The sequence below is a fragment of the Herbidospora sp. NBRC 101105 genome, assembly GCF_030269205.1.
GTDB lineage: Bacteria > Actinomycetota > Actinomycetes > Streptosporangiales > Streptosporangiaceae > Herbidospora > Herbidospora solisilvae.
Genome location: NZ_BSSX01000008.1, coordinates 63,310 through 83,407, shown reverse-complemented (window position 1 = coordinate 83,407; position 20,098 = coordinate 63,310). Strand labels below are relative to the sequence as shown.

The 20,098-nt window shown below is 68.7% G+C and carries 20 protein-coding genes; 15 read left to right on the top strand and 5 right to left on the bottom strand.

All coding sequences use genetic code 11. The features are described from left to right. Positions 1-3 precede the first annotated feature (3 nt). The 8 genes from QSK34_RS30080 (at position 4) to QSK34_RS30045 (ending at position 8,459) form a co-directional block, all read left to right on the top strand. Positions 4-366 (top strand): DUF742 domain-containing protein, encoded by a 363-nt coding sequence (locus QSK34_RS30080; RefSeq protein ID WP_030455643.1) that lies wholly within the window; start codon positions 4-6, stop codon positions 364-366. 7 nt (positions 367-373) lie between these two features. Further along, entirely contained in the window at positions 374-931 is a 558-nt protein-coding gene (locus QSK34_RS30075) for a GTP-binding protein (RefSeq protein ID WP_034385780.1), read from the top strand. A 275-nt stretch (positions 932-1,206) separates the two neighbouring features. Continuing rightward, a complete protein-coding gene (locus QSK34_RS30070) occupies positions 1,207-2,337 on the top strand; it encodes a polyamine ABC transporter substrate-binding protein (protein ID WP_285588989.1) in 1,131 nt (376 codons plus the stop codon). Positions 2,338-2,431: 94 nt separating this feature from the next. Next, complete coding sequence (locus tag QSK34_RS30065; RefSeq protein WP_161481279.1) at positions 2,432-3,715, top strand: glycosyltransferase; 1,284 nt, start codon at positions 2,432-2,434, stop codon at positions 3,713-3,715. Between the two features lie 129 nt (positions 3,716-3,844). Beyond that, on the top strand, positions 3,845-7,081 hold the full coding sequence (locus QSK34_RS30060; RefSeq protein ID WP_285588986.1) for a sensor histidine kinase: 3,237 nt from the start codon (positions 3,845-3,847) through the stop codon (positions 7,079-7,081). Next, entirely contained in the window at positions 7,078-7,500 is a 423-nt protein-coding gene (locus QSK34_RS30055; protein WP_030455648.1) for a roadblock/LC7 domain-containing protein, read from the top strand. The genes QSK34_RS30060 and QSK34_RS30055 overlap by 4 nt, the downstream gene beginning before the upstream one ends. A 19-nt stretch (positions 7,501-7,519) precedes the next feature. Then, a complete protein-coding gene (locus QSK34_RS30050; RefSeq protein ID WP_030455649.1) occupies positions 7,520-7,891 on the top strand; it encodes a DUF742 domain-containing protein in 372 nt (123 codons plus the stop codon). Between the two features lie 7 nt (positions 7,892-7,898). Next, positions 7,899-8,459: a GTP-binding protein gene (locus QSK34_RS30045; protein WP_034385786.1), complete on the top strand. Its 561-nt coding sequence runs from the start codon at positions 7,899-7,901 to the stop codon at positions 8,457-8,459. Between the two features lie 21 nt (positions 8,460-8,480). Here QSK34_RS30045 and QSK34_RS30040 read toward each other — a convergent pair whose 3' ends face one another. Genes QSK34_RS30040 through QSK34_RS30020 form a run of 5 tightly spaced genes read right to left on the bottom strand, consistent with a single transcriptional unit; the run spans position 8,481 to position 12,841 of the window. Next, on the bottom strand, positions 8,481-9,488 hold the full coding sequence (locus tag QSK34_RS30040) for a methyltransferase (RefSeq protein WP_285588982.1): 1,008 nt from the start codon (positions 9,486-9,488) through the stop codon (positions 8,481-8,483). Beyond that, a complete protein-coding gene (locus QSK34_RS30035) occupies positions 9,485-10,261 on the bottom strand; it encodes an ABC transporter ATP-binding protein (protein WP_285588980.1) in 777 nt (258 codons plus the stop codon). The genes QSK34_RS30040 and QSK34_RS30035 overlap by 4 nt, the downstream gene beginning before the upstream one ends. A gap of 9 nt (positions 10,262-10,270) precedes the next feature. After that, a complete protein-coding gene (locus tag QSK34_RS30030) occupies positions 10,271-11,062 on the bottom strand; it encodes an ABC transporter permease (RefSeq protein ID WP_285588978.1) in 792 nt (263 codons plus the stop codon). Continuing rightward, positions 11,059-11,841 carry an ABC transporter permease gene (locus QSK34_RS30025; RefSeq protein ID WP_285588976.1) on the bottom strand — a complete coding sequence of 261 codons (783 nt, stop codon included), beginning with the start codon at positions 11,839-11,841 and terminating at the stop codon, positions 11,059-11,061. The genes QSK34_RS30030 and QSK34_RS30025 overlap by 4 nt, the downstream gene beginning before the upstream one ends. Positions 11,842-11,845: 4 nt before the next feature. After that, positions 11,846-12,841: an ABC transporter substrate-binding protein gene (locus QSK34_RS30020; RefSeq protein ID WP_285588973.1), complete on the bottom strand. Its 996-nt coding sequence runs from the start codon at positions 12,839-12,841 to the stop codon at positions 11,846-11,848. Positions 12,842-13,393: 552 nt separating this feature from the next. Between QSK34_RS30020 and QSK34_RS30015 the strand changes: the two genes are divergently transcribed. From QSK34_RS30015 to QSK34_RS29985, 7 genes are all read left to right on the top strand, one after another. Beyond that, a complete protein-coding gene (locus QSK34_RS30015; protein WP_285588971.1) occupies positions 13,394-16,204 on the top strand; it encodes a nitrate- and nitrite sensing domain-containing protein in 2,811 nt (936 codons plus the stop codon). Further along, positions 16,201-16,635: a roadblock/LC7 domain-containing protein gene (locus tag QSK34_RS30010; protein ID WP_030455657.1), complete on the top strand. Its 435-nt coding sequence runs from the start codon at positions 16,201-16,203 to the stop codon at positions 16,633-16,635. The genes QSK34_RS30015 and QSK34_RS30010 overlap by 4 nt, the downstream gene beginning before the upstream one ends. Positions 16,636-16,637: 2 nt before the next feature. Further along, positions 16,638-17,030 (top strand): DUF742 domain-containing protein, encoded by a 393-nt coding sequence (locus QSK34_RS30005; protein WP_030455658.1) that lies wholly within the window; start codon positions 16,638-16,640, stop codon positions 17,028-17,030. A 25-nt stretch (positions 17,031-17,055) separates the two neighbouring features. Further along, on the top strand, positions 17,056-17,610 hold the full coding sequence (locus QSK34_RS30000) for a GTP-binding protein (RefSeq protein WP_030455659.1): 555 nt from the start codon (positions 17,056-17,058) through the stop codon (positions 17,608-17,610). Positions 17,611-17,680: 70 nt separating this feature from the next. Further along, a complete protein-coding gene (ffh, locus tag QSK34_RS29995) occupies positions 17,681-19,222 on the top strand; it encodes a signal recognition particle protein (RefSeq protein ID WP_285588968.1) in 1,542 nt (513 codons plus the stop codon). A gap of 156 nt (positions 19,223-19,378) precedes the next feature. After that, complete coding sequence (gene rpsP / locus QSK34_RS29990; protein ID WP_161481272.1) at positions 19,379-19,828, top strand: 30S ribosomal protein S16; 450 nt, start codon at positions 19,379-19,381, stop codon at positions 19,826-19,828. Between the two features lies 1 nt (position 19,829). Beyond that, positions 19,830-20,072 (top strand): RNA-binding protein, encoded by a 243-nt coding sequence (locus QSK34_RS29985; RefSeq protein WP_030455662.1) that lies wholly within the window; start codon positions 19,830-19,832, stop codon positions 20,070-20,072. Positions 20,073-20,098: the final 26 nt, after the last annotated feature.

Here is a 20,098-nt window from a genome sequence, read left to right as displayed (position 1 = left end):
CCGATGCGCGCGGGTGAGGGGACCGAGGACGAACCCCTTTTCCGTCCTTACGCCGTCACCGGAGGACGCGCCGAGCCGCGTTACCATCTGGCGATGGAGACGCTGGTCTCCACGGCGACCATGATGGGCGATGACTACTCCCTGCTCGGCCCCGAGCAGGAGGCGATCATGACGCTCTGCCGATCCGTGCGATCGGTCGCGGAGATCTCCGCGCTGCTCCGGGTCCCCCTCGGGGTGGCACGGGTGCTGATCGCCGACATGGCCGACGAAGGGCTGGTGCGACTGCACATGCCACAGCTCATCAGCTCTGGTCAGCCCGACCTTAACTTGCTCGAAAGGGTGCTCAGTGGACTTCGCAGGCTCTAGTCGCGGCCTGACCTCGACGAAGATCGTCGTGGCGGGTGGTTTCGGCGTGGGCAAGACGACGTTCGTCGGCGCCGTCTCGGAGATCCTTCCGCTGACGACCGAGGCCGTCATGACCGACGCCAGCGCGGGGATCGACGACCTCGGGCTCACGCCCGAGAAGACGACCACCACGGTCGCCATGGACTTCGGTCGTCTCTCGCTCGATCAGGACCTCATCCTTTACCTGTTCGGAACCCCCGGGCAGCACAGGTTCTGGTTCATGTGGGACGATCTGGTCCGCGGCGCGATCGGCGCGGTCGTTCTGGTCGACAGCCGCAGGCTTGCCGACAGCTTCCCGGCGATCGACTACTTCGAGGAGGCGCAGCTTCCGTTCGTCGTGGCGCTGAACGGGTGGGACGGCGTGTTCATGCACGCCGAGGAGCAGATTCGCGAGGCCCTGTCGCTGCAGCCGCACGTGCCCATCGTGCGGACGGACGCGCGGTCCCGCGAAGCCGTGAAGTCCACCCTGATCACCCTTGTTGAGTACGTGCTGACCGTGCGTTCCGCATACGGTCGGCAATACTGATCGGGAACAATCCGCACCTCACGGGCATTGAGGGCCATCTGTCCCCGGCAGGTGGCCCATGTTTTTGTCCGGGTTGTGGCGGTTTGGGATGTTTGTGAGTTGGAGTCCCATTTCACTGGTTGACAGGATGCTGAAGCATCCTTCAAATCGAAGTGTGAACGTCCAGCTAACAATGTCCTGAAAAGTCTTGATCTGTGTTGATACGTACTGCAACACTCCCCCTTTGGTCTGCCCCCCAGCAGGCCACCAGGCAAATTTCAGAAGGAGTAGCGGTCGTGTCCCGAATCCGGCACACCCGTCATCTGCCGGCTGTTGTCACCGCCGCCGGCCTTGTCCTCGCCCTGGCCGCGTGTGGCGGCTCGAACTCCGCCAACACGGCGGAGGGCGCCGCGCCGAGCGCCACCGCCGCGCAGCTCGACCCGAACGCCAACCTCACCAAGCAGAGCCTCACCTTCACGATCTGGGACGGCTACAGCCCCGAGGATCTGGACAAGCGTGTCAAGGAGAAGCTCGGCTTCACCATCAAGAAGGCCATCCACGACACCAACGAGACGGCCATCGCCAAGATCACGGCCTCCAAGGGTGTCGGTTTCGACGTGGCGTTCGTGTCGGGCCAGTACGCCCAGTACCTCAACGAGGCAGGCCTGCTGGAGCCCCTGCACAAGGAGCTCATCCCGAACCTCGCGAACCTCTACCCCGAGGCCTCGAACCTGTCCTACGACAAGGGCAACAACTTCTCGGTTCCCTACACCTGGGGCACGACCGGCATCTGCTACCGGACCGACCTGGTGAAGCCCGCTCCCACGAGCTGGAACGATCTTCTCAAGCCGAAGCCCGAGTACGAGAAGAAGATCACCCTCATGACCACCGAGCGCTGGCTCGCGCTGCCCGCCCTCAAGGCCATGAACGCCTCGATCAACACCACCGACGACGACGTGATCGCCAAGGCCAAGGAGATGCTGGAGGCCGTCAAGCCCAAGCTGCTGGCCTTCGACGACACCGACTTCGGCGCCAAGGTCACCAAGGGCGAGGCCGTCATGGCCGAGGCCTGGGACGGCTGGTGCCCCACCGGTGAGCCCAACGTCGGCTTCGTGGTGCCCAAGGAGGGCAGCGACCTCTGGGTGGACACGATGGTGATCCTGAAGGCGTCCAAGAACAAGGAAGCCGCGCACGCCTTCATCAACTTCATCCTCGACCCGGAGCAGCACGGCTGGGCCGCCCAGAACATCCTCTACAAGGTTCCCAACAAGGCCGCGATGGAGAAGATCCCGGCCGAGGTCCTCGCCTCGAACGAGCCGCTGAAGTACACGCCGGCCGATCTGCTGCAGGGCGAGTCGATCATCGACCTGGGCGCCGACTCGGTGAAGTACACGACCCTGTCGACCGAGGTCACCGCCGCGCAGTGACGCTGTGACGGGCACCGCGGCGGAGTCCCCGGGGGCTTCGCCGCTTTTCGCCGCGAGCGTTGGAACGATCGTTTACCGCGAGAAGAGAACCCCAATGTCTGCTGAGAAGCCGCTGACCGTCCTGTTCATGCCGGAGAGCGCGTACGGGCCCACCAACAACTGCATCGGCATCGGAGACGTCCTGCTCAAGCGCGGCCACCGTGTGGTGTTCGCGGCCGAGGCGTCGTGGAAGGGCAAGCTGACCGCCCTCGGGTTCGAGGAGGACCTGGTCGACCTCGCCCCGCCGGCCGACGACGCCGAGGAGCAGGACGCGGGCCAGTTCTGGAAGGACTTCATCCGCGACACCGCGCCCGAGTACCGCAAGTCGACGCAGGAGCAGCTCGAGACGGTCACCAAGCCGATCTGGGACGCCCTCATCGACGGCGCCAAGTACTGCGAGCCCCAGCTCAAGGCGATCATCGAGCGGGTGAAGCCGGACGTCATCGTCGAGGACAACGTCATCACCTTCCCCGCGCTGCTCACCGCGGGCGTGCCGTTCGTGCGCATCATGTCGTGCAACCCGCTGGAGATGCGCGGCGAGGGCGTCGCCCCGGTCTTCTCGGGTCTCCCGGCCACCGGTGAGGGGTGGAAGGAGTTCAACGAGGAGTACGACCGCACCCACCGCGAGATCTGGACGGCGTTCAACGAGTGGGTCGTGGAGCAGGGCGCCCCGCCGCTCCCGGACCTCGACTTCATCCACGAGGGTGACGCCAATCTCTACGTTTACCCCGAATTCCTCGACTACACTGTCGAGCGCCCGCTCGGGCCTTCGTGGACCCGGTTGGATTCGTCGGTACGCGAGACGGACGAAGACTTCACGTTGCCGTTCGAGCGCGGTGACAACGCGCTGATCTACTTCTCGCTCGGTTCGCTCGGCTCGGCCGACGTCGAGCTGATGCGCCGGGTGATCGACGTGCTGTCGCGTACGCCGCATCAGTACATCGTCTCCAAGGGCCCCCTCCACGAGGAGATCGAGTTGGCCTCCAACATGTGGGGCGCCGAGTTCGTCCCCCAGACGAAGATCATCCCGCTGGTGGACCTCGTCATCACCCATGGCGGCAACAACACCACCACCGAGGCGCTGCACTTCGGCAAGCCGATGATCGTGCTGCCCCTGTTCTGGGACCAGTACGACAACGCCCAGCGTGTCGACGAGAAGGGCTACGGCGTCCGGCTGGACACCTACAAGTTCTCCGACGAGGAGCTCATCGGCGCCGTCGACCGCCTGCTCGGCGACTCCGCCCTCCGTGCCGACCTGGCCGCGAAGGGGGAGGAGCTCCGCCGCCGAGACGGCCTCCGCGTGGCCGCGGACGTCATCGAGAAGGTCGCGGCCAAGTAATAAGCACCAATCGCACTGAATGTCCGATTCGGCGAGCCAGGCGTAATTCGCTGATCTGGTAACAGTGTGTTCCAATTTCTGGTGCCATAGAGGGCAACAGGTGTGACAGGCGAGAGGTTGTAAAAGCCAGTGACAACGCACGACCCGAGAGGTGGCCTCGGCATCGAGGCAGGCGTGCAGGAGAAGGCGGCGCCCGCCCCCGCCGCCAAAGCTCCAGGGGCCGCGTTCATGCGGCTGGGAAACTGGCGGGTGCGGTCCCGTCTCGTCGCCCTGATCCTGCTCCCGACGGTGGTCGGTGTCATCTTCGCGGCGGTGCAGCTCACCTCCGCGATCAACACCTCCGCCGAGTACCGGAGACTGACCGAGGTCGCGCGGCTCGTGGTCCAGCTCGACGAGCTGAACCACGAGCTGGCCAAGGAACGTGACTACACGGCCCTGTTCATCCAGGACGGCCGCAGGAACAGCCGGTTCGACGAGGTCCAGAAGGTCTCGGGCGACGTCGACGTGCTTTCCGGCAAGGCGGTTGCCACGCTCCAGTCGCTCGACTCCAGCCACTCGGCCCGTGTGCTCAGCCGGGCCGCGAAGATCGCCGGATGGCTCCGGGGTCTGCCCGGTCTCCGTGAGGGCGTCCTCGAGAACGACAGCGTGCCCGCCCGAGCGGCCATCGTCATGTACACGACGATGATCTCGGAGCTCACCTCGCTCCACGAAGACCTGATCCGCTCCGCCGGCTCCGACGAACGCCTGTTCGCCGACACCACCGCCCTGGCCGCCTTCACCCGCGCCAAAGAAGACATCTCCAAGAGCCGCGGCCTGCTGGCCATCACGCTCGCGAGCCGGCCGCAGCAGCGCAACGTCAGGTTCGACTACGACGACCTGTCCGACTTCCTGAGCGCCGGCCGCTCGCAGGACACCCAGCTCGCGATCTTCCAGAGCGAGGCCTCGCCGGCCGACAGCTCGTTCTACCGCCAGACGGTCAAGGGCGAGATGACCGAGCGCGCCCACTCGATGCGCGCCGCCGCCCTCGCCCAGCTCCGCCAGTTCAACGGAGCCATCCAGGACCTCGACCGCACCCGCAACGACGACCTGCAGCGCTGGTTCGACTCGACCACCGCGACCATCGACCTGATGCGCGAGGTCGAGAAGCGGGTCGGCGACTCGGTCGTCAACCAGTCGGTCACCCTCCAGGACGCCGAGCAGCGCAGCGCCATCGTGTCCGGTGTGCTGATCGTGGTCCTGCTGCTCGTGGTCCTCGTCATCACCACCCTGGTCGCCGGTTCGCTCACCCGGCCGCTGCGCCGCCTGCGCCGCGAGGCGCTGGAGATCGCCGGTTCGCGGCTTCCCGACACGGTCCAGAAGCTGCGCGAGTCCGGTGAGGCCGCCGACCTGCCCGTGGTCACCCCGATCGGCGTCACCACCTCCGACGAGATCGGTGAAGTGGCGCGCGCCTTCGACGAGGTCCACCGCGAGGCGATCCGGCTGGCCGGTGACGAAGCCCGCCTGCGGAGCAACGTCAACTCGATGTTCGTCAACCTCTCCCGCCGCACCCAGACGCTGGTGGAACGCCAGCTGTCCCTCATCGACGGCCTGGAGCAGGGCGAGCAGGACGAGACGCGACTGGGCAACCTGTTCAAGCTCGACCACCTGGCGACGCGCATGCGCCGCAACTCGGAGAACCTCCTGGTCCTCGCCGGCCAGGAACCCGCCCGCCGCTGGGGCCAGCCGGTCCCGATCGTCGACGTCGTCCGCGCCTCCCTCTCCGAGGTCGAGAACTACGAACGCGTCGCCATCCAGGTGCAGTCGGGCGCGGCCGTCGTCGGTCAGTCCGTCAACGACGTCGTCCACCTCATCGCCGAGCTGGTCGAGAACGCCATCTCCTTCTCCCCGCGCGAGACCCGCGTCACCGTGTCGAGCAACCGCATCGACGGCGGCGGTCTGATGATCTCCGTAAGTGACGTCGGCATCGGCATGACCGGCGACGAGCTCGCCGCCGCCAACTGGCGCCTGGCCAACCCGCCGGTCGTCGACGTGTCGGTGTCGCGCCGGATGGGCCTGTTCGTGGTCGGCCGCCTGGCCCTGCGCCACGGCATCCGCGTCCAGCTCCGCCAGCAGGACGTCGGCGGCCTCACCGCGATGGTGCTGCTGCCCGAGAGCCTGCTCGCCCAGCCCGCCGGCGCCTTCCCCGGCGCCCCGCAGCAGGGTCTGCCCGCCAACGCCCAGCCCGGGCTGCCCGGTTCGCCGACCGGTTCGTTCGGCACGCCGGCCCCCGCCGCGTTCGGGCAGCAGCCCGCGCTGGCCAGCCCGACCCCGTTCGAGACGGCGCCGCGGCCCTTCGGCAGCGACGGGCCGCCCGACCCGTGGGGCAGCACCACCGGGGGCACGCCGTTCGACTCCTCGTTCGGCCAGCTCCCGCAGCGCAACCCCTTCGACAACCCCCCGGCCAACACCCTGCCTCCCGCCGGGCCTCCCGCAGGGCCGCCCGCCACGCAGCGCAACCCCTTCGACCAGCCGGAGCGCGACCCCTTCGCGCCCATGCCGGAGCGGGGCTCCTTCGACACCGGCCCGCGGATGTTCGGCGGCGGTCCGAGCCCGACCGACACCGGTCCGTTCGACCGCAACGCGTTCGCCCGCGGCCCGCTCGACAGCGGCGCCTTCGAGCCGCCCGCCTACGACCAGCGGGGTGGCTTCGACACCGGTGGTCACACCATGGGCGGCTTCCCGTCGGGCGGCTACCCGCATCCGGGTGCCAACGACACGCCGTGGCCGGGCCAGACGCCCGGCGCCGGCATCCCCGCATGGCCCGGCGGACCGGCCGAGAACGGTTCCTGGCCGGGCACGCCCGCGCAGCGCGGGCCCTTCGAACCTGATGTCGACAACACCGGACCGCTTCCCGCGGTCCGCAACTCGCCCCTCGACGAGATCGACGAGTTCCTGCCGATCTTCGCCGCCGTGGAGTCCGACTGGTTCCGGCGTGCGCCGGACCAGCCCGAGGTTCCCGGCGACGACGAGAGCCCCGGTGAGCGCACCGCGTGGTCGTCCCCCGCGGTGGACGCCGGCTGGCAGGCCGCCCAGGCGGCGGCCGAGCCCTCACTCGGCGGAATCACCTCGTCCGGCCTGCCGAAGCGGGTGCCCAAGGCCAACCTGGTGCCGGGCTCGGCCGATCTGGCCGCGTCCTCGGCTCCCGTGCCGGTGGCTCCCGCGCCGTCGCTGTCGCCCGATCGTGTGCGCAACCGCCTGGCCAGCTTCCAGGCCGGCGTACGCCAGGGCCGCGCGGTGGCGAGGGGAGACATCAGCGAGGAGCAGGGTTGGCCCGGGGCAAACCCCGCCCAGGGTCAGGGTCAAGAGACCGATAAGGATGAGGCATGAGGGAAATGAGCCAGGCCGCTCGCGGCGTCAATTGGCTGATCACAGACTTCGTGAACAACGTGCCCGGTGTGGCGCACACGGTTGTGGTCTCCGCTGACGGGTTGCCCCTGGCGTTCTCGGAGGGATTCCCGAAGGACCGCGCCGACCAGCTCGCGGCCGTGGCCGCCGGGCTGATCTCCTTGACGCAGGGCGCCTCGCGGGTCTTCGAGGGTGGAGCCGTGACGCAGACCGTGGTCGAGATGCAGCGTGGGCTGCTGTTGATCATGTCGATCAGCGATGGTTCCTGTCTGGCCGTGCTCGCCGCGGCCGACTGTGACATGGGTCTGGTGGCCTACCAGATGACGCTGCTGGTCGAGCGGGCGGGTCAGGTCCTGACCCCGGCCGTCCGCGCCGAGCTCCAGGCTTCCCACCCCCGTTGATCGAGATTAGGAGGTCGCCGTGGCAGGCGGCTGGACAGGTGAGCCCCCGGCGGAGCAAAGTTCGCTGGTGCGCCCCTATGCGGTGACCGGTGGGCGCACGGCCCCGCGAGTTCAGCTCGCCATGGAGGCACTCGTCTCCTCTGTCATAGCGGCGCACGTGGACCTCTCGACCATGCCCCCGGAACGGCAGGCGATCACGTCGCTCTGCCGTCAGGTCAGGTCGGTCGCGGAGATCTCGGCAATGCTGCGCATGCCCCTGGGCGTGACGCGGGTGGTCATCGCCGACATGGCGGCGGAGGGCCTGGTGCAGGTGCACCAGCCGCAGCTCGACGCGGGTAAGCCGGATCTGGGTTTGTTGGAAAGGGTGCTCAGTGGACTTCGCAGGCTCTAGCCGGGGCCTGACCTCGACGAAGATCGTCGTGGCGGGTGGCTTCGGCGTCGGCAAGACGACATTCGTCGGTGCGGTGTCGGAGATCGTGCCGCTCACGACCGAGGCGGTGATGACCGACGCGTCGGAGGGCATCGACGACGTCGGCCTGACCCCGCACAAGACCACCACGACCGTGGCGATGGACTTCGGCCGGGTGTCGCTCGACCAGGATCTGATCCTCTACCTGTTCGGCACGCCCGGTCAGCACCGCTTCTGGTTCATGTGGGACGACCTGGTGCGGGGCGCCATCGGCGCCGTCGTGCTGGTCGACACGCGCCGCCTCGCCGACAGCTTCCCGGCCGTCGACTACTTCGAGGAGGCGCAGCTCCCCTTCGTGATCGGCATCAACGGGTTCGACGGCAGCTTCCCCCACGGGGAGAACGAGGTGCGCGAGGCGCTGTCGCTGTCGCCGCACACCCCGATCGTGCGCACCGACGCGCGGTCCCGTGACTCGGTGAAGAACACGCTCATCACCCTGGTGGAACACGCTTTGACGATGCGGGTCGCGGTCCCCGGCTGGCAGCGCTAGCCGGGGACCCCGGTCCCGTCTTTAGATGGGTACGGCCTCGATGACGCTGGCCCACCCGGGAAGCGGCAGGATCCGCGCCGTGGTCAGGCCGCTCTTCTCCAGCAGCGTCTGATATTCGGCGGGCGTGCGCTCCATGCCGCCGCCCGACAGCGACAACATCCGGATGTCGCCGTCCTTGCCCACGTGGGGCGAGTCGTCGTCGCTCAGCACGATCTCCAGGATCAGCACCCGTCCGTCGTCGGGCATGGCCGCCCGGACGTTGCGCAGGATCCGCACGCTGTCCTCGTCGCTCCAGTTGTGGATGACGTTGGCCAGCAGGAACACGTCCGGGCCGCTCGGGATGCCGGCGAAGAAGTCGCCGACGACGAACTCGCAGCGGTCACCGAGGCCGGCCTCGGTGAGGGCGTCCCGCCCGCTGCCGAGCACCCGCTCCAGGTCGAACAGCACACCCTGAAGGTGCGGGTTGGCCGTGAGCAGCGCGCCCAGGATGTGCCCGCGCCCGCCGCCCAGGTCGATGACCTTCCGGGCGCCGCTCAGGTCGTAGTTGTCGGCCAGACCCGACGCGAAGGGCTCGGCGCGGATCGTCATGTAGTGGTCGAACAGCACCGCGATCTCGGGGTTGCGGCCGACGTACTCGTAGACGTGGCCGAACTTCTCCTTGAAGGCGCTCTTCCCGGTGCGCACCGTCTGGGGAAGCCGGCCCATGGCGTACCAGAAGGCCTCCTCGCCGACCATGCGCACGGCCGAGCGGACCGAACCCGGCACGTCCTCGCGCAGCAGGTGGCCCGACTCGGTGAGCTCGTATCCGTCGGGGACGGTGCGCAGGAAGCCCATCGACGCCACCTCACGCAGCGTCCGGTGCAGCGACAGCGGGTCGGCGCCGCAGCGCTCGGCCAGCACGTCAGCCGTCAGCGGGCCGGCGGCGAGATGGTCGGCGCAGCCCAGCTCCGCCATCGTGGCGAGGGCGGCGAAGCGGGAGATCCCGTAGATCGCTTCCCATACCGGGGCGGCCGGGTCGTTCTGGGTCACCTGGTCTCCACTCCGTTTCGGTGAGGGGTCATGCCGCGGACGAGACGGCCGACTTCGGCGCGGAGCCGGACGAAGGCGTCGAGTTCACGGGTGTGGATCTGGTCGCGCGGCCCGGGGAGCTGGACGGGCAGGTCGCCCACCACCGTTCCGGGGGCCTTGCTGAGCACCACGACGCGGTCGCCGACGTAGACGCTCTCGTCGACGTCGTGGGTGATCAGCAGGATGGTCATGCCGTGGTGGGCGCAGACGCGGAGGGTGAGGTCCTCCAGCTCCTCGCGGGTCTGCGCGTCGACCGAGCCGAAGGGCTCGTCCATCAGCAGCAGCTTCGGCTGGTAGGCGAGCGCGCGGGCGATCGACACCCGCTGCTGCATGCCGCCGGACATCTCCCACGGGAACTTGGCCGCGGCCCCGGCCAGGCCGACCTGTTCGAGGGCGGCCATGGCGGCGGCCTCGCGCCGCTTCTTGTCCAGGCCCCGGCGGCGCAGCGGCAGGCCGACGTTGGCCAGCGCCGACATCCACGGGTAGAGCGAGCGGCTGTAGTCCTGGAAGACCACGGCCAGGTTCTCGGGGCTGCCGTCGACGGGCCTGCCGTCGAGCAGGACGGTGCCGCCGGTGGGTTTGATCAGCCCCGCGATCGACCGCAGCAGGGTCGACTTGCCGCAGCCCGACGGCCCGACGATGCAGACCACCTCGCCCTGGGCGACCTTCAGATTGACGCGGTCGATGGCCCGGTAGGAGCCGTAGGTGTGGCTCAGATCGACTAACTCAAGCACCGGATCTTCCTAAACGTTGCGCCTGGCGTTGGCGTGCCAGGACAGGACGCGGCCCTCGGCGACGAGGAACAGGGCGTTGAACAGCAGGCCGAGCACGCCGAGCAGGACGATGTGCGCCCAGACCCCGGCGTAGTCGTAGGACTGCTGCGCGTAGAGCAGGCTGTAGCCGATGCCGCTGTTGCTGCCGACGAGTTCCGACACCACCATCAGGATCAGCGCCAGCGACAGGCTCAGCCGGAGGCCCGCGAAGATCTTCGGCATGGCCGAGGGCAGGATGACGCGGCGGAGGATGTCGTACCGGCTGAACTGGAAGACCCGTGCGGTCTCCAGGAAGCCCTTGTCGACCGCCCGCACGCCGTCGGTCGTGTTGACCAGCACCGGCCAGATGACGCCGAAGACGATGACGGCCAGCTGCGTGGGAGTGCCGATCTTGAACAGCACGAAGAAGATGGGCACCAGCAGCGGCGGCGGCAGGGCCCGCAGGAACTGCAGCACCGGGTCGGTGTACTCGGCCAGGCCGCGGATCCGGCCCAGGGCCACCCCGAGGGCGATGCCGAGCACGCCGGCGATGGTCCAGCCGGCGAGCAGCCGGCCCAGGCTGGGCCCGAAGGTGTCGAGCGCGCTGTCGGTCAGCAGGAGCTGGGAGACGGGGCCGCTCAGCCACATGTCGTAGAAGTGGCCCGCGATGCGGCTGGGCGGGGGGAAGAACGGCGATTCGGTCATCCGGGTGAGCAGTTCCCACAACACCAGCGTCACGGGCACGATCCAGAACCGGAGCACGCCGGAGGTCGCTCGTCTCACGTGGCGGCCCCCGCTCTGGCGCGGTGCCACCGGAACAGCCGGTTCTCGCCGGCCACGAGCAGCGCGTTGACCAGGATGCCGAACAGTCCGACCAGGATGGTGGCGCCGATCATCAGGTCGAGCCGGTTGCCGCTCGCCGCGATGGTGATGTAGACGCCGATGCCCTCGATGCCGCCGGCGATCAGTTCTGACGTCACGACCAGGACGATCGCGACCGAGGCGGCCAGCCGGATGCCGGTGGCGATGAAGGGCGCGGCGCCCGGCAGCACCACCCGGTAGGCGACCGAGCCGGGACCGAAGCCGAAGCTGCGCAGGGTCTCCTTGGCCAGCGGGTCGACGTCGCGCACGCCGTAGATGGTGTTGATGAGCACGGGCCACAGGGCGGCGTACACCGCGACCGTGATCCGCATGTGGGTGGTCTCCGAGTAGAGCAGGATGACCAGGGGGATCAGCGCGACCGAGGGGATCGGCCGCAGGAACTCGATCAGCGGCCGCACCGCCACCTCGGCGGGTTTGACCATGCCGAGCAGCAGCCCGGCCGGCACGGCGATCGCGATCGTCACCAGCAGCGCCAGCGCCCACGTGGTCAGGCTCGACCGGGCGCTGACGAGGAACTCGGGGTCGGCCAGCAGTTCGCCGGCCCGCAACAGGACGGTGGAGACGAGGGGCAGCCTCTCGGTGTCCCACGCGCCCAGCCGTCCGGCCGCCTCCAGAACGACGAGCAGCCCCGCGGTCCCGATGAGACCGCGGAGCAGACTCGCCCCGTTTACCTTCGGCACGTCGTCACTGCGCGGGGGCGGCCGACGTCATCAGGGCCTTCACGTCGAAGCCGGCCGGGATCATGCCGTACTCCGTCAGCGTGTCGGCGACCCGCTGGAGACGGGCCTCGCTCAGCGAGGTGGAGTAGGTGCCCAGCGCGATGACGGCCGCGGTGGCGGCGTCGATCTTGGTGTACTTCGGCAGCGCCTCCTCCACGACCTTGCGGTCGGAGGCGGCCAGGTTCTGCGCCTTGGCCAGGGCGCGCTGGAAGGCGGCGACCGTCTTGGGGTTCTCGCTGGTGAACTTGTCGGTCATCACCCAGCCGGCGATGGGGAAGTTCTCCAGCGGGCCGGCCATGCTGTCGGCGACCTTCTTGGCGCCGGCCTTGGCGTTGGCCGAGATGAACGGTTCGGCGACCCAGATCGCGTCGACGGTGCCGGTCTCCAGCGCCGCGCCCATCTCGGGCAGCGGCATGGCGACGTACTGTTCCTTCTCGTTGATGGTGACGCCGGCGACCTTGGCGGTCGCGGTCACCGCGAGGGTGCCGATCGCGTTGAGGGTGTTGACGGCGATCTTCTTGCCGGCGAGGTCGGCCGCGGTGTTGATGGCGGAGTTGTCACCCTTGGCCATGATGACGAAGTTGTCGGGGGCAGCCTGGTAGCTGTCGGCCACCACCTTGAACTTGCCGGCGCCCGCCTGCTGCGCGAGGAACAGCGCGACGTAGTTGCCGAGCATGGCGTCGAGCTGGCCCGCGACGAGCTTGGGCGTGGCGGCGGCGCCGCCGACCTCGACGGAGATCTTGACGTCGAGGCCTTCTTCCTTGAAGAAGCCGCGGTCCAGGGCGATCTGGATGGGGGCGGCGTCGGGCACGGCCACGACGCCGATCGTCAGCGCGCTCTTCTCCAGGCCGCCGGAACCGCCGGTGGCGCTGTTGTCGGGCTCGCCGCTGCCGCAGGCCGAAAGAGTCAACGCGGCCAGCACGCCCACGATGAGCGTCCGGCCCGCAAATAGGCGCCTCATAGGTTGAGTCTCCTTAGATGGGGGGAAGCAACCCGCCCATGGCCGAAGATCGCGGGGCCCGGCGGGCGACGGCGAAGACTGTATCGGGTTGAAATCACCATCAACAGGAATAAGAGCACTATGTCACCAAACTTGTAAATAAATAAGCCCCTGTGACTTTTGGGGTAGTAAGAGAAGTAGTGGGCGTTTGGACCGGTCCATCGAACGGCGGAGCTCGATCTCTCGATTGGGGTGGGTGTTGACCAGCGGTGCGGCAAGTATGTGATGAATCGTCATCTCTGGACCGGTCCAAAACCAATGTGACTATTGGTGGACCTCCTAGTCATATGCTCCAATTGCCCCTGGCTTATGGGAGGTATCCCGAAGAAAATTGAAATTTCTTTTATCGGAAGGGTGCGGCCTGTGAGGACGGCAACGATCGAACGTGATCACCGCACCGCGCCCGAAGCGCCGCCGGAACCCCCGAGGGAGCCGGCCGCGCATCGGGACACGACATCCGGTCGGATGGCGTTGCACAACTGGCGGGTGCGTAACCGCCTTATCGCACTGATCATGATTCCGACCGTCGCGGCGGTCGTTCTCGGCGCCATGCGCGTCATCAGCGCGGTTACCAGTGCCGCGGAATATCAGCGGGTGAGTGACATCGCCGCGTTCACCGGAACGCTGGGCGAACTCATCCAGGAGATCGAACTCGAACGGGATTTGACAGTCCCGTACATCGTGAACAAACGAAGCCAAGAGTCCGATCTCAACCTAATCGACGCACAACAGAACAAAGTGGACGTGCTCGCCGAAAAGGTGCGAGAGCGCGTACCGGAGATCGAAGGATCTCTTGGTGACCTCGGTAAAGAGAAGCTGACACGGGTCGACGGCCGCCTTTCCGAGCTCCCCAACCTCCGCGAGATCACCATCAAGACCCAGCTTCCCGCGCTGCCCGCGCTGGAGAAGTACTCCCTCGTCATCGGCGACCTCCTGCGCTTCTACGAAGAGGTCGGCCAGGCCGGCACCGACGAGTCCATCGACGGCACCGCCGCCGCGCTGACCGCGTTGGCCCGTGCCAAGAACGAGCAGTCGATCATGCGTGGCCTGCTCGCCCTCGGCATCGAGGTGCGCAACTTCACCCCGATCGAGCTCGACGCGGTGACCGCCGCCCGCAAGCGGTTCGAGAGCGAGATCGCCGCGTTCCGCGTCGCGGCCACCCCGGCCGAACGGCAGCTGTACGCCGACACCGTGACCGGCAGCCGCGTCGACCAGGCCGAGTTCCTGCGCGGTTCGGCGATGGAGCGCATCCGCCTCGACCGTCAGCTCGTCAACCTCGACGGCACCCCCGGCGAGGACTCGGAGATCTGGTTCGAGTCCAGCAGCTTCGGCATCGTCCGGATGTACGAGGTCGAGAAGCAGCTGGTCGCCTCGGTCGTGCAGCGGGCCGACACGCTGGCCGCCGCCGACCAGCGCGGCGCCCTCGTCAACATCCTGGTCGTCGTGGTCATCCTGGCGCTGGTGCTGCTCATCACCACCGGAATGGCCCGCTCGCTGACCACGCCGCTGCGGCGGCTGCGGTCGGAGGCCCTGGAGATCGCCGGGCACCGGCTGCCCGACCTGGTCCAGCGCCTGCGCGAGTCCGACGCCGCGCACGACTCGGTCCCGCACGTCGCCCCCATCGGCGTCAGCGGCGCCGACGAGATCGGCGAAGTGGCGCGGGCCTTCGACGAGGTCCACCGCGAGGCGGTCCGGCTGGCGGGTGACGAGTCGCGGCTGCGCAGCAACATCAGCGCGATGTTCGTCAACCTCTCCCGCCGCACCCAGACGCTGGTGGAGCGGCAGATCGCCCTGATCGACGGCCTGGAGCAGGGCGAGCAGGACGAGGCCCGGCTGGCCAACCTGTTCAAGCTCGACCACCTGGCGACGCGCATGCGCCGCAACTCGGAGAACCTCCTGGTCCTCGCGGGCCAGGAACCCGCCCGCCGGTGGAGCCAGCCGGTGGAGGTCACCGACGTCGTGCGCGCCTCGCTCTCGGAGGTCGAGGGCTACGAGCGCGTCGTCATCAACGTGCCGGGTGAGGTCGCGCTGGCCGGCCAGGCCGTCAACGACGTCATCCACCTGCTCGCCGAGCTGGTCGAGAACGCCCTGTCGTTCTCCGCCCGCGACACCCGCGTCATCGTCTCGGGCAACCGCATAGACGGTGGGGGAGTGATGGTGTCGGTGACCGACTCCGGCATCGGCATGAGCCCCGACGAGATCGGCGCCACGAACTGGCGGCTGGCCAACCCGCCGGTCGTGGACGTGTCGGTGTCCCGCCGAATGGGCCTGTTCGTGGTCGGCCGGCTCGCGCTGCGCAACGGCATCCGCGTGCAGATCCGCAACCACGACGGCGGCGGCCTGACCGCGATGGTGCTGCTGCCCGAGTCGCTGATCGCCGTGCCGCCGAGCGCGGTCCAGCAGAGCCAGCACTTCGGCAGCGGCGGGTACGCCCCCACCTGGACCCCCAAGGGCCAGCTGCCCCAGATGCCGCCGCAGCACGAGACCACCGGCGGCTGGGGCACGCCGCAGCTCGGCTCGACCGGTGGACGGCCCGCGCTGCCGTCGCCCGGCCCGCTGGGACCGTCGACGGGCCCGTACAACACCCAGCCCCCGACGCCCTCCCACCACACGGGTCCGCAGCACACGGGACCCCAGCACACCGGTCCCCAGCACACCGGGCCGCAGCACACGGGTCCGCAGCACACCGGTCCCCAGCACACGGGTCCGCAGCCGTCGATGTTCGGCCCGCCGCCCCGGCAGCAGGGGTCGGCGCAGACCGGGCCGAACGGCGCTCCGGGAGGTCAGCCCTCGATGTTCGGCCCGCCGCCCCCGATGCCGCAGCAGCCAGGGAACCCGCTGCCCCGGCGCAAGTTCGACTCGGCCCTGGGCGGCCTGTCGGGGCTGAGCGAACGGGACGCCGACGTCACCGGCCCGCTGCCCGCGGTCAGGGAACCCGCCGGACAGGACCGTCCCGAGGAGTTCCTGCCGATCTTCGCATCGGTCGAGTCCGCGTGGTTCAAGAAGCCCGCCGAGGAGACCAAGGCAGAGGACGCCTGGAAGGAGTCCAAGGCCGACTCCGCGTGGGGGGTCGCCGCGGCGATCCAGCAGCCCCAGTTCGAGGCCAGCACCTCCGCCGGCCTGCCCAAGCGCGTACCCAAGGCCAACCTGGTCCCCGGCTCCGCCGAGCCGGGCCGGCAGGCGGCCGCCTCGCCACCGCCGTCGCTCTCCCCCGACCGCGCCAGAAGCCGGCTCTCCAGCCTGCAGTACGGCGTACGCCAGGGCCGGGCCGTGGCCCGGGGTGAGATCAGCGAGGACGAGGGTTACCCAGGAAGAGGGGAATGACCAGCGTGAGAGAGATGAGCCAGGCCGCCCGCGGCATCAACTGGCTGATCAACGACTTCGTGATGTCGGTGCCGGGCGTCGCCCACACCGTCGTCGTCTCGTCCGACGGCCTTCCGCTGGCCTACTCGGACGGATTCCCGAAGGACCGCGCCGACCAGCTCGCGGCGGTCGCGGCCGGGTTGATCTCGCTGACCCAGGGCGCCTCCCGAGTGTTCGAGGGAGGCCCGGTCACGCAGACCGTCGTGGAGATGCAGCGCGGACTGTTGCTGATCATGTCGATCAGCGACGGCTCCTGTCTGTCGGTGCTGGCGGCGGCCGACTGCGACATGGGATTGGTCGCCTACCAGATGACGCTGTTCGTCGAGCGTGCCGGTCAGGTACTCACGCCCGCGGTCAGGGCGGAACTCCAGGCTTCCAACCCGAGGAGATGACCATGGACTCGTGGGGGTCGCCGCCCTACGGGGGCGGCCAGCCGCCACCGCGCCCGGAGCCGGCCTCGCCGGTCCGCCCCTTCACCGTCACCGGCGGCCGCACGACACCGCGCATGCAGCTCGCGCTGGAGGCGCTGGTGTCGTCGGCCACGTCGCTGCAGCACGACCTGTCCCAGCGGCCGCCGGAGTACCGGGCGATCAGCTCCCTGTGCCGTCAGGTGCGGTCGGTGGCGGAGGTGTCGGCGCTGCTGCACATCCCGCTCGGGGTGATCCGCGTCGTGATCGCGGACATGGTCGCCGAGGGCCTGGTGCACGTGCACCAGCCGCAGTTGGACGCAGGGATGCCGGACTTGGGCTTGTTGGAAAGGGTGCTCAGTGGACTTCGACGTCTATAGTCACGGCGGCGGCGCGAGCCGCGGCCTGACCTCGACGAAGATTGTGGTGGCGGGTGGTTTCGGTGTGGGCAAGACCACCTTCGTCGGGGCGGTCTCCGAGATCGTCCCGCTGACGACCGAGGCGGTGATGACCGACGCCTCCAAGGACATCGACGACGTCGGCCTGACACCACACAAGACCACGACGACGGTGGCCATGGACTTCGGCCGGGTGTCGTTGGACGAGGATCTGATCCTCTATCTGTTCGGCACCCCTGGTCAGCACCGTTTCTGGTTCATGTGGGACGACTTGGTCAGAGGCGCCATCGGCGCGATCGTCTTGGTGGACACGCGGCGGCTGGCCGACAGCTTCCCCGCGGTGGACTACTTCGAGGAGGCTCAGCTCCCGTTCATCGTGGGCATCAACGGCTTCAACGGCCTCTACCCCCATGCCGAGGACGAGATCAGGGAGGCGCTCACCCTCTCCGCCCACGTCCCCATCGTCCGCACGGACGCCCGGTCCCGCGATTCGGTGAAGAACGCCCTGATCACGCTGGTGGAGCACGCGCTCACCTCGCGTGTGGGCGGTCCTCGCTGGTGAGCGGATAGGCTTGGGGGGCCGGGGGTAGTCCCCTGATCCACGACGATTCCCTTCGAGGCTGGCCAATCACGTGTTCGAGACGCTTTCCGACCGGCTGACTTCGGTCTTCTCCTCGCTCCGGTCCAAGGGCAGGCTTTCCGACGCCGACATCGACGCGACCTGCCGTGAGATCCGCATCGCCCTGCTCGAGGCAGACGTAGCGCTGCCGGTGGTCAAGGACTTCGTGGCCCACGTCAAAGAGCGGGCCCGGGGAGCCGAGGTCTCACAGGCGCTGAACCCGGCGCAGCAGGTCGTGAAGATCGTCAACGACGAGCTGATCGAGATCCTCGGCGGCGAGACCCGCCGCCTGCGCCTGGCCAAGACCCCGCCGACGGTCATCATGCTCGCGGGTCTCCAGGGCGCCGGTAAGACCACCCTGGCCGGCAAGCTGGCCCGGTGGCTGCGCGACCAGAACCACGTGCCGCTCCTGGTGGCCTGTGACCTCCAGCGGCCCAACGCGGTGCAGCAGCTCTCGGTGATGGCCGAGCGCGCCGGCGTCGCCGTCTACGCGCCCGAACCGGGCAACGGCGTCGGCGACCCGGTCCAGGTGGCCCGCCAGTCGATCGACCACGCCCGCCGTCAGCAGCACGACGTCGTCATCATCGACACCGCCGGCCGCCTGGGCATCGACCAGGAGCTGATGGCCCAGGCCGCCGACATCCGCGACGCGGTCAGCCCCGACGAGGTGCTGTTCGTGGTCGACGCCATGATCGGCCAGGACGCCGTCACCACGGCGCAGGCGTTCATGGACGGGGTCGGCTTCGACGGGGTCGTCCTCACCAAGCTCGACGGCGACGCCCGCGGCGGCGCGGCCCTGTCGGTGCGCCACATCACCGGCCGCCCGATCATGTTCGCGTCCACGGGTGAGAAGCTCGAGGACTTCGACGCCTTCCACCCCGACCGCATGGCGGGCCGGATCCTCGACATGGGTGACATCCTCACCCTGATCGAGCAGGCGCAGCGCACGTTCGACGAGGCCGAGGCCGCCAAGATGGCCGGCAAGCTGGCCTCGGGCGACGACTTCACGCTCGACGACTTCCTCGAGCAGATGATGATGGTCCGCCGCATGGGCCCCATCAAGAACCTGCTCGGCATGATGCCCGGCATGGGGCAGATGCGCGACCAGCTCAACCAGGTCGACGACAGGGACCTCGACCGGGTCGCCGCCATCATCCGGTCGATGACCCCGGGCGAGCGGTCCGAGCCGAAGATCATCAACGGCTCCCGCCGGGCCCGCATCGCGCGCGGCTCGGGCGTGAGCGTCACCGAGGTCAACAACCTGGTGACCCGCTTCTTCGAGGCGCAGAAGATGATGAAGCGCATGTCGCAGGGCATCGGCATCCCCGGCATGCCGGGAGGCAAGCGCAACCAGAAGCAGGCCAAGCCGAAGAAGGGCCGGCGCGTGAGCGGCGACCCGCGCAAGGCCGGTCTGCCGAAGGAGCCCGCCGCCGACGCGCCGGCCAAGCAGCCGGGCGGCATGCTGGGCAACCTCGGCCCCGGCAAGCTGCCGAAGGGCCTGGAGCTGCCGCCGGGCTTCGACCCGTCGAAGTTCAAGCTGCCCGGGCAGAAGTAGCCGCTCAGATCTGGCACAATGTCATGTTGGAACATCGTGGTCCGGCGGGCGCCCTCTAATCCCCGCCTCCGCGCCTGTCCCTGGAGTGGCCGCCACCTCGTGCCCCACTCGATGTGACGCCGCTCATCCATTTTTGAAGCAGGAGAGACCACACCCGTGGCAGTCAAGATCAAGCTCAAGCGGCTCGGCATGATCCGCAACCCGCAGTACCGCATCGTCGTCGCCGACAGCCGCACCAAGCGTGACGGCCGTGCGATCGAGGAGATCGGGCTGTACCACCCGAAGGAGCACCCCTCGCGCATCGAGGTCAACTCCGAGCGGGCGCAGTACTGGCTGGGTGTCGGCGCGCAGCCGACCGACCCGGTCCTGAAGCTCTTCAAGCTGACCGGTGACTGGCAGAAGTTCAAGGGCGAGGCCGCTCCGGCTCCGCTGCTCGTCGCCGAGCCCGCGGCCGACCGCCACGCCGCCTACGAGGCCGCCGCCAAGGAGGCCCTGTCGGCCGACACCGGCGCCGCCACCACGCCGCGGAAGTCGAAGAAGGCCGAGCCCAAGGCCGAGACCGCCGCCGAGGCGCCCGCCGAGCCCACCTCGGAAACCGAGGCCTGACGTGCTCGAGGAGGCCCTCGAGCACCTGGTGAAGGGCATCGTCGAACATCCCGACGAGGTCCGCGTTCGCGCGCGGAAGATCCGCACCGGGCGTGTCCTGGAGGTGCGGGTCCACCCCGATGACCTCGGCAAGGTCATCGGGCGCGGGGGCCGCACGGCCAAGGCGTTGCGCACCGTCGTCAACGCCCTGTCCGACGGCAAGTACGTCCGGGTCGACCTGGTCGACCTGAACGAAGCCCGCTGAAAGCAGCTTCGCTGAAAGCAGCCCGT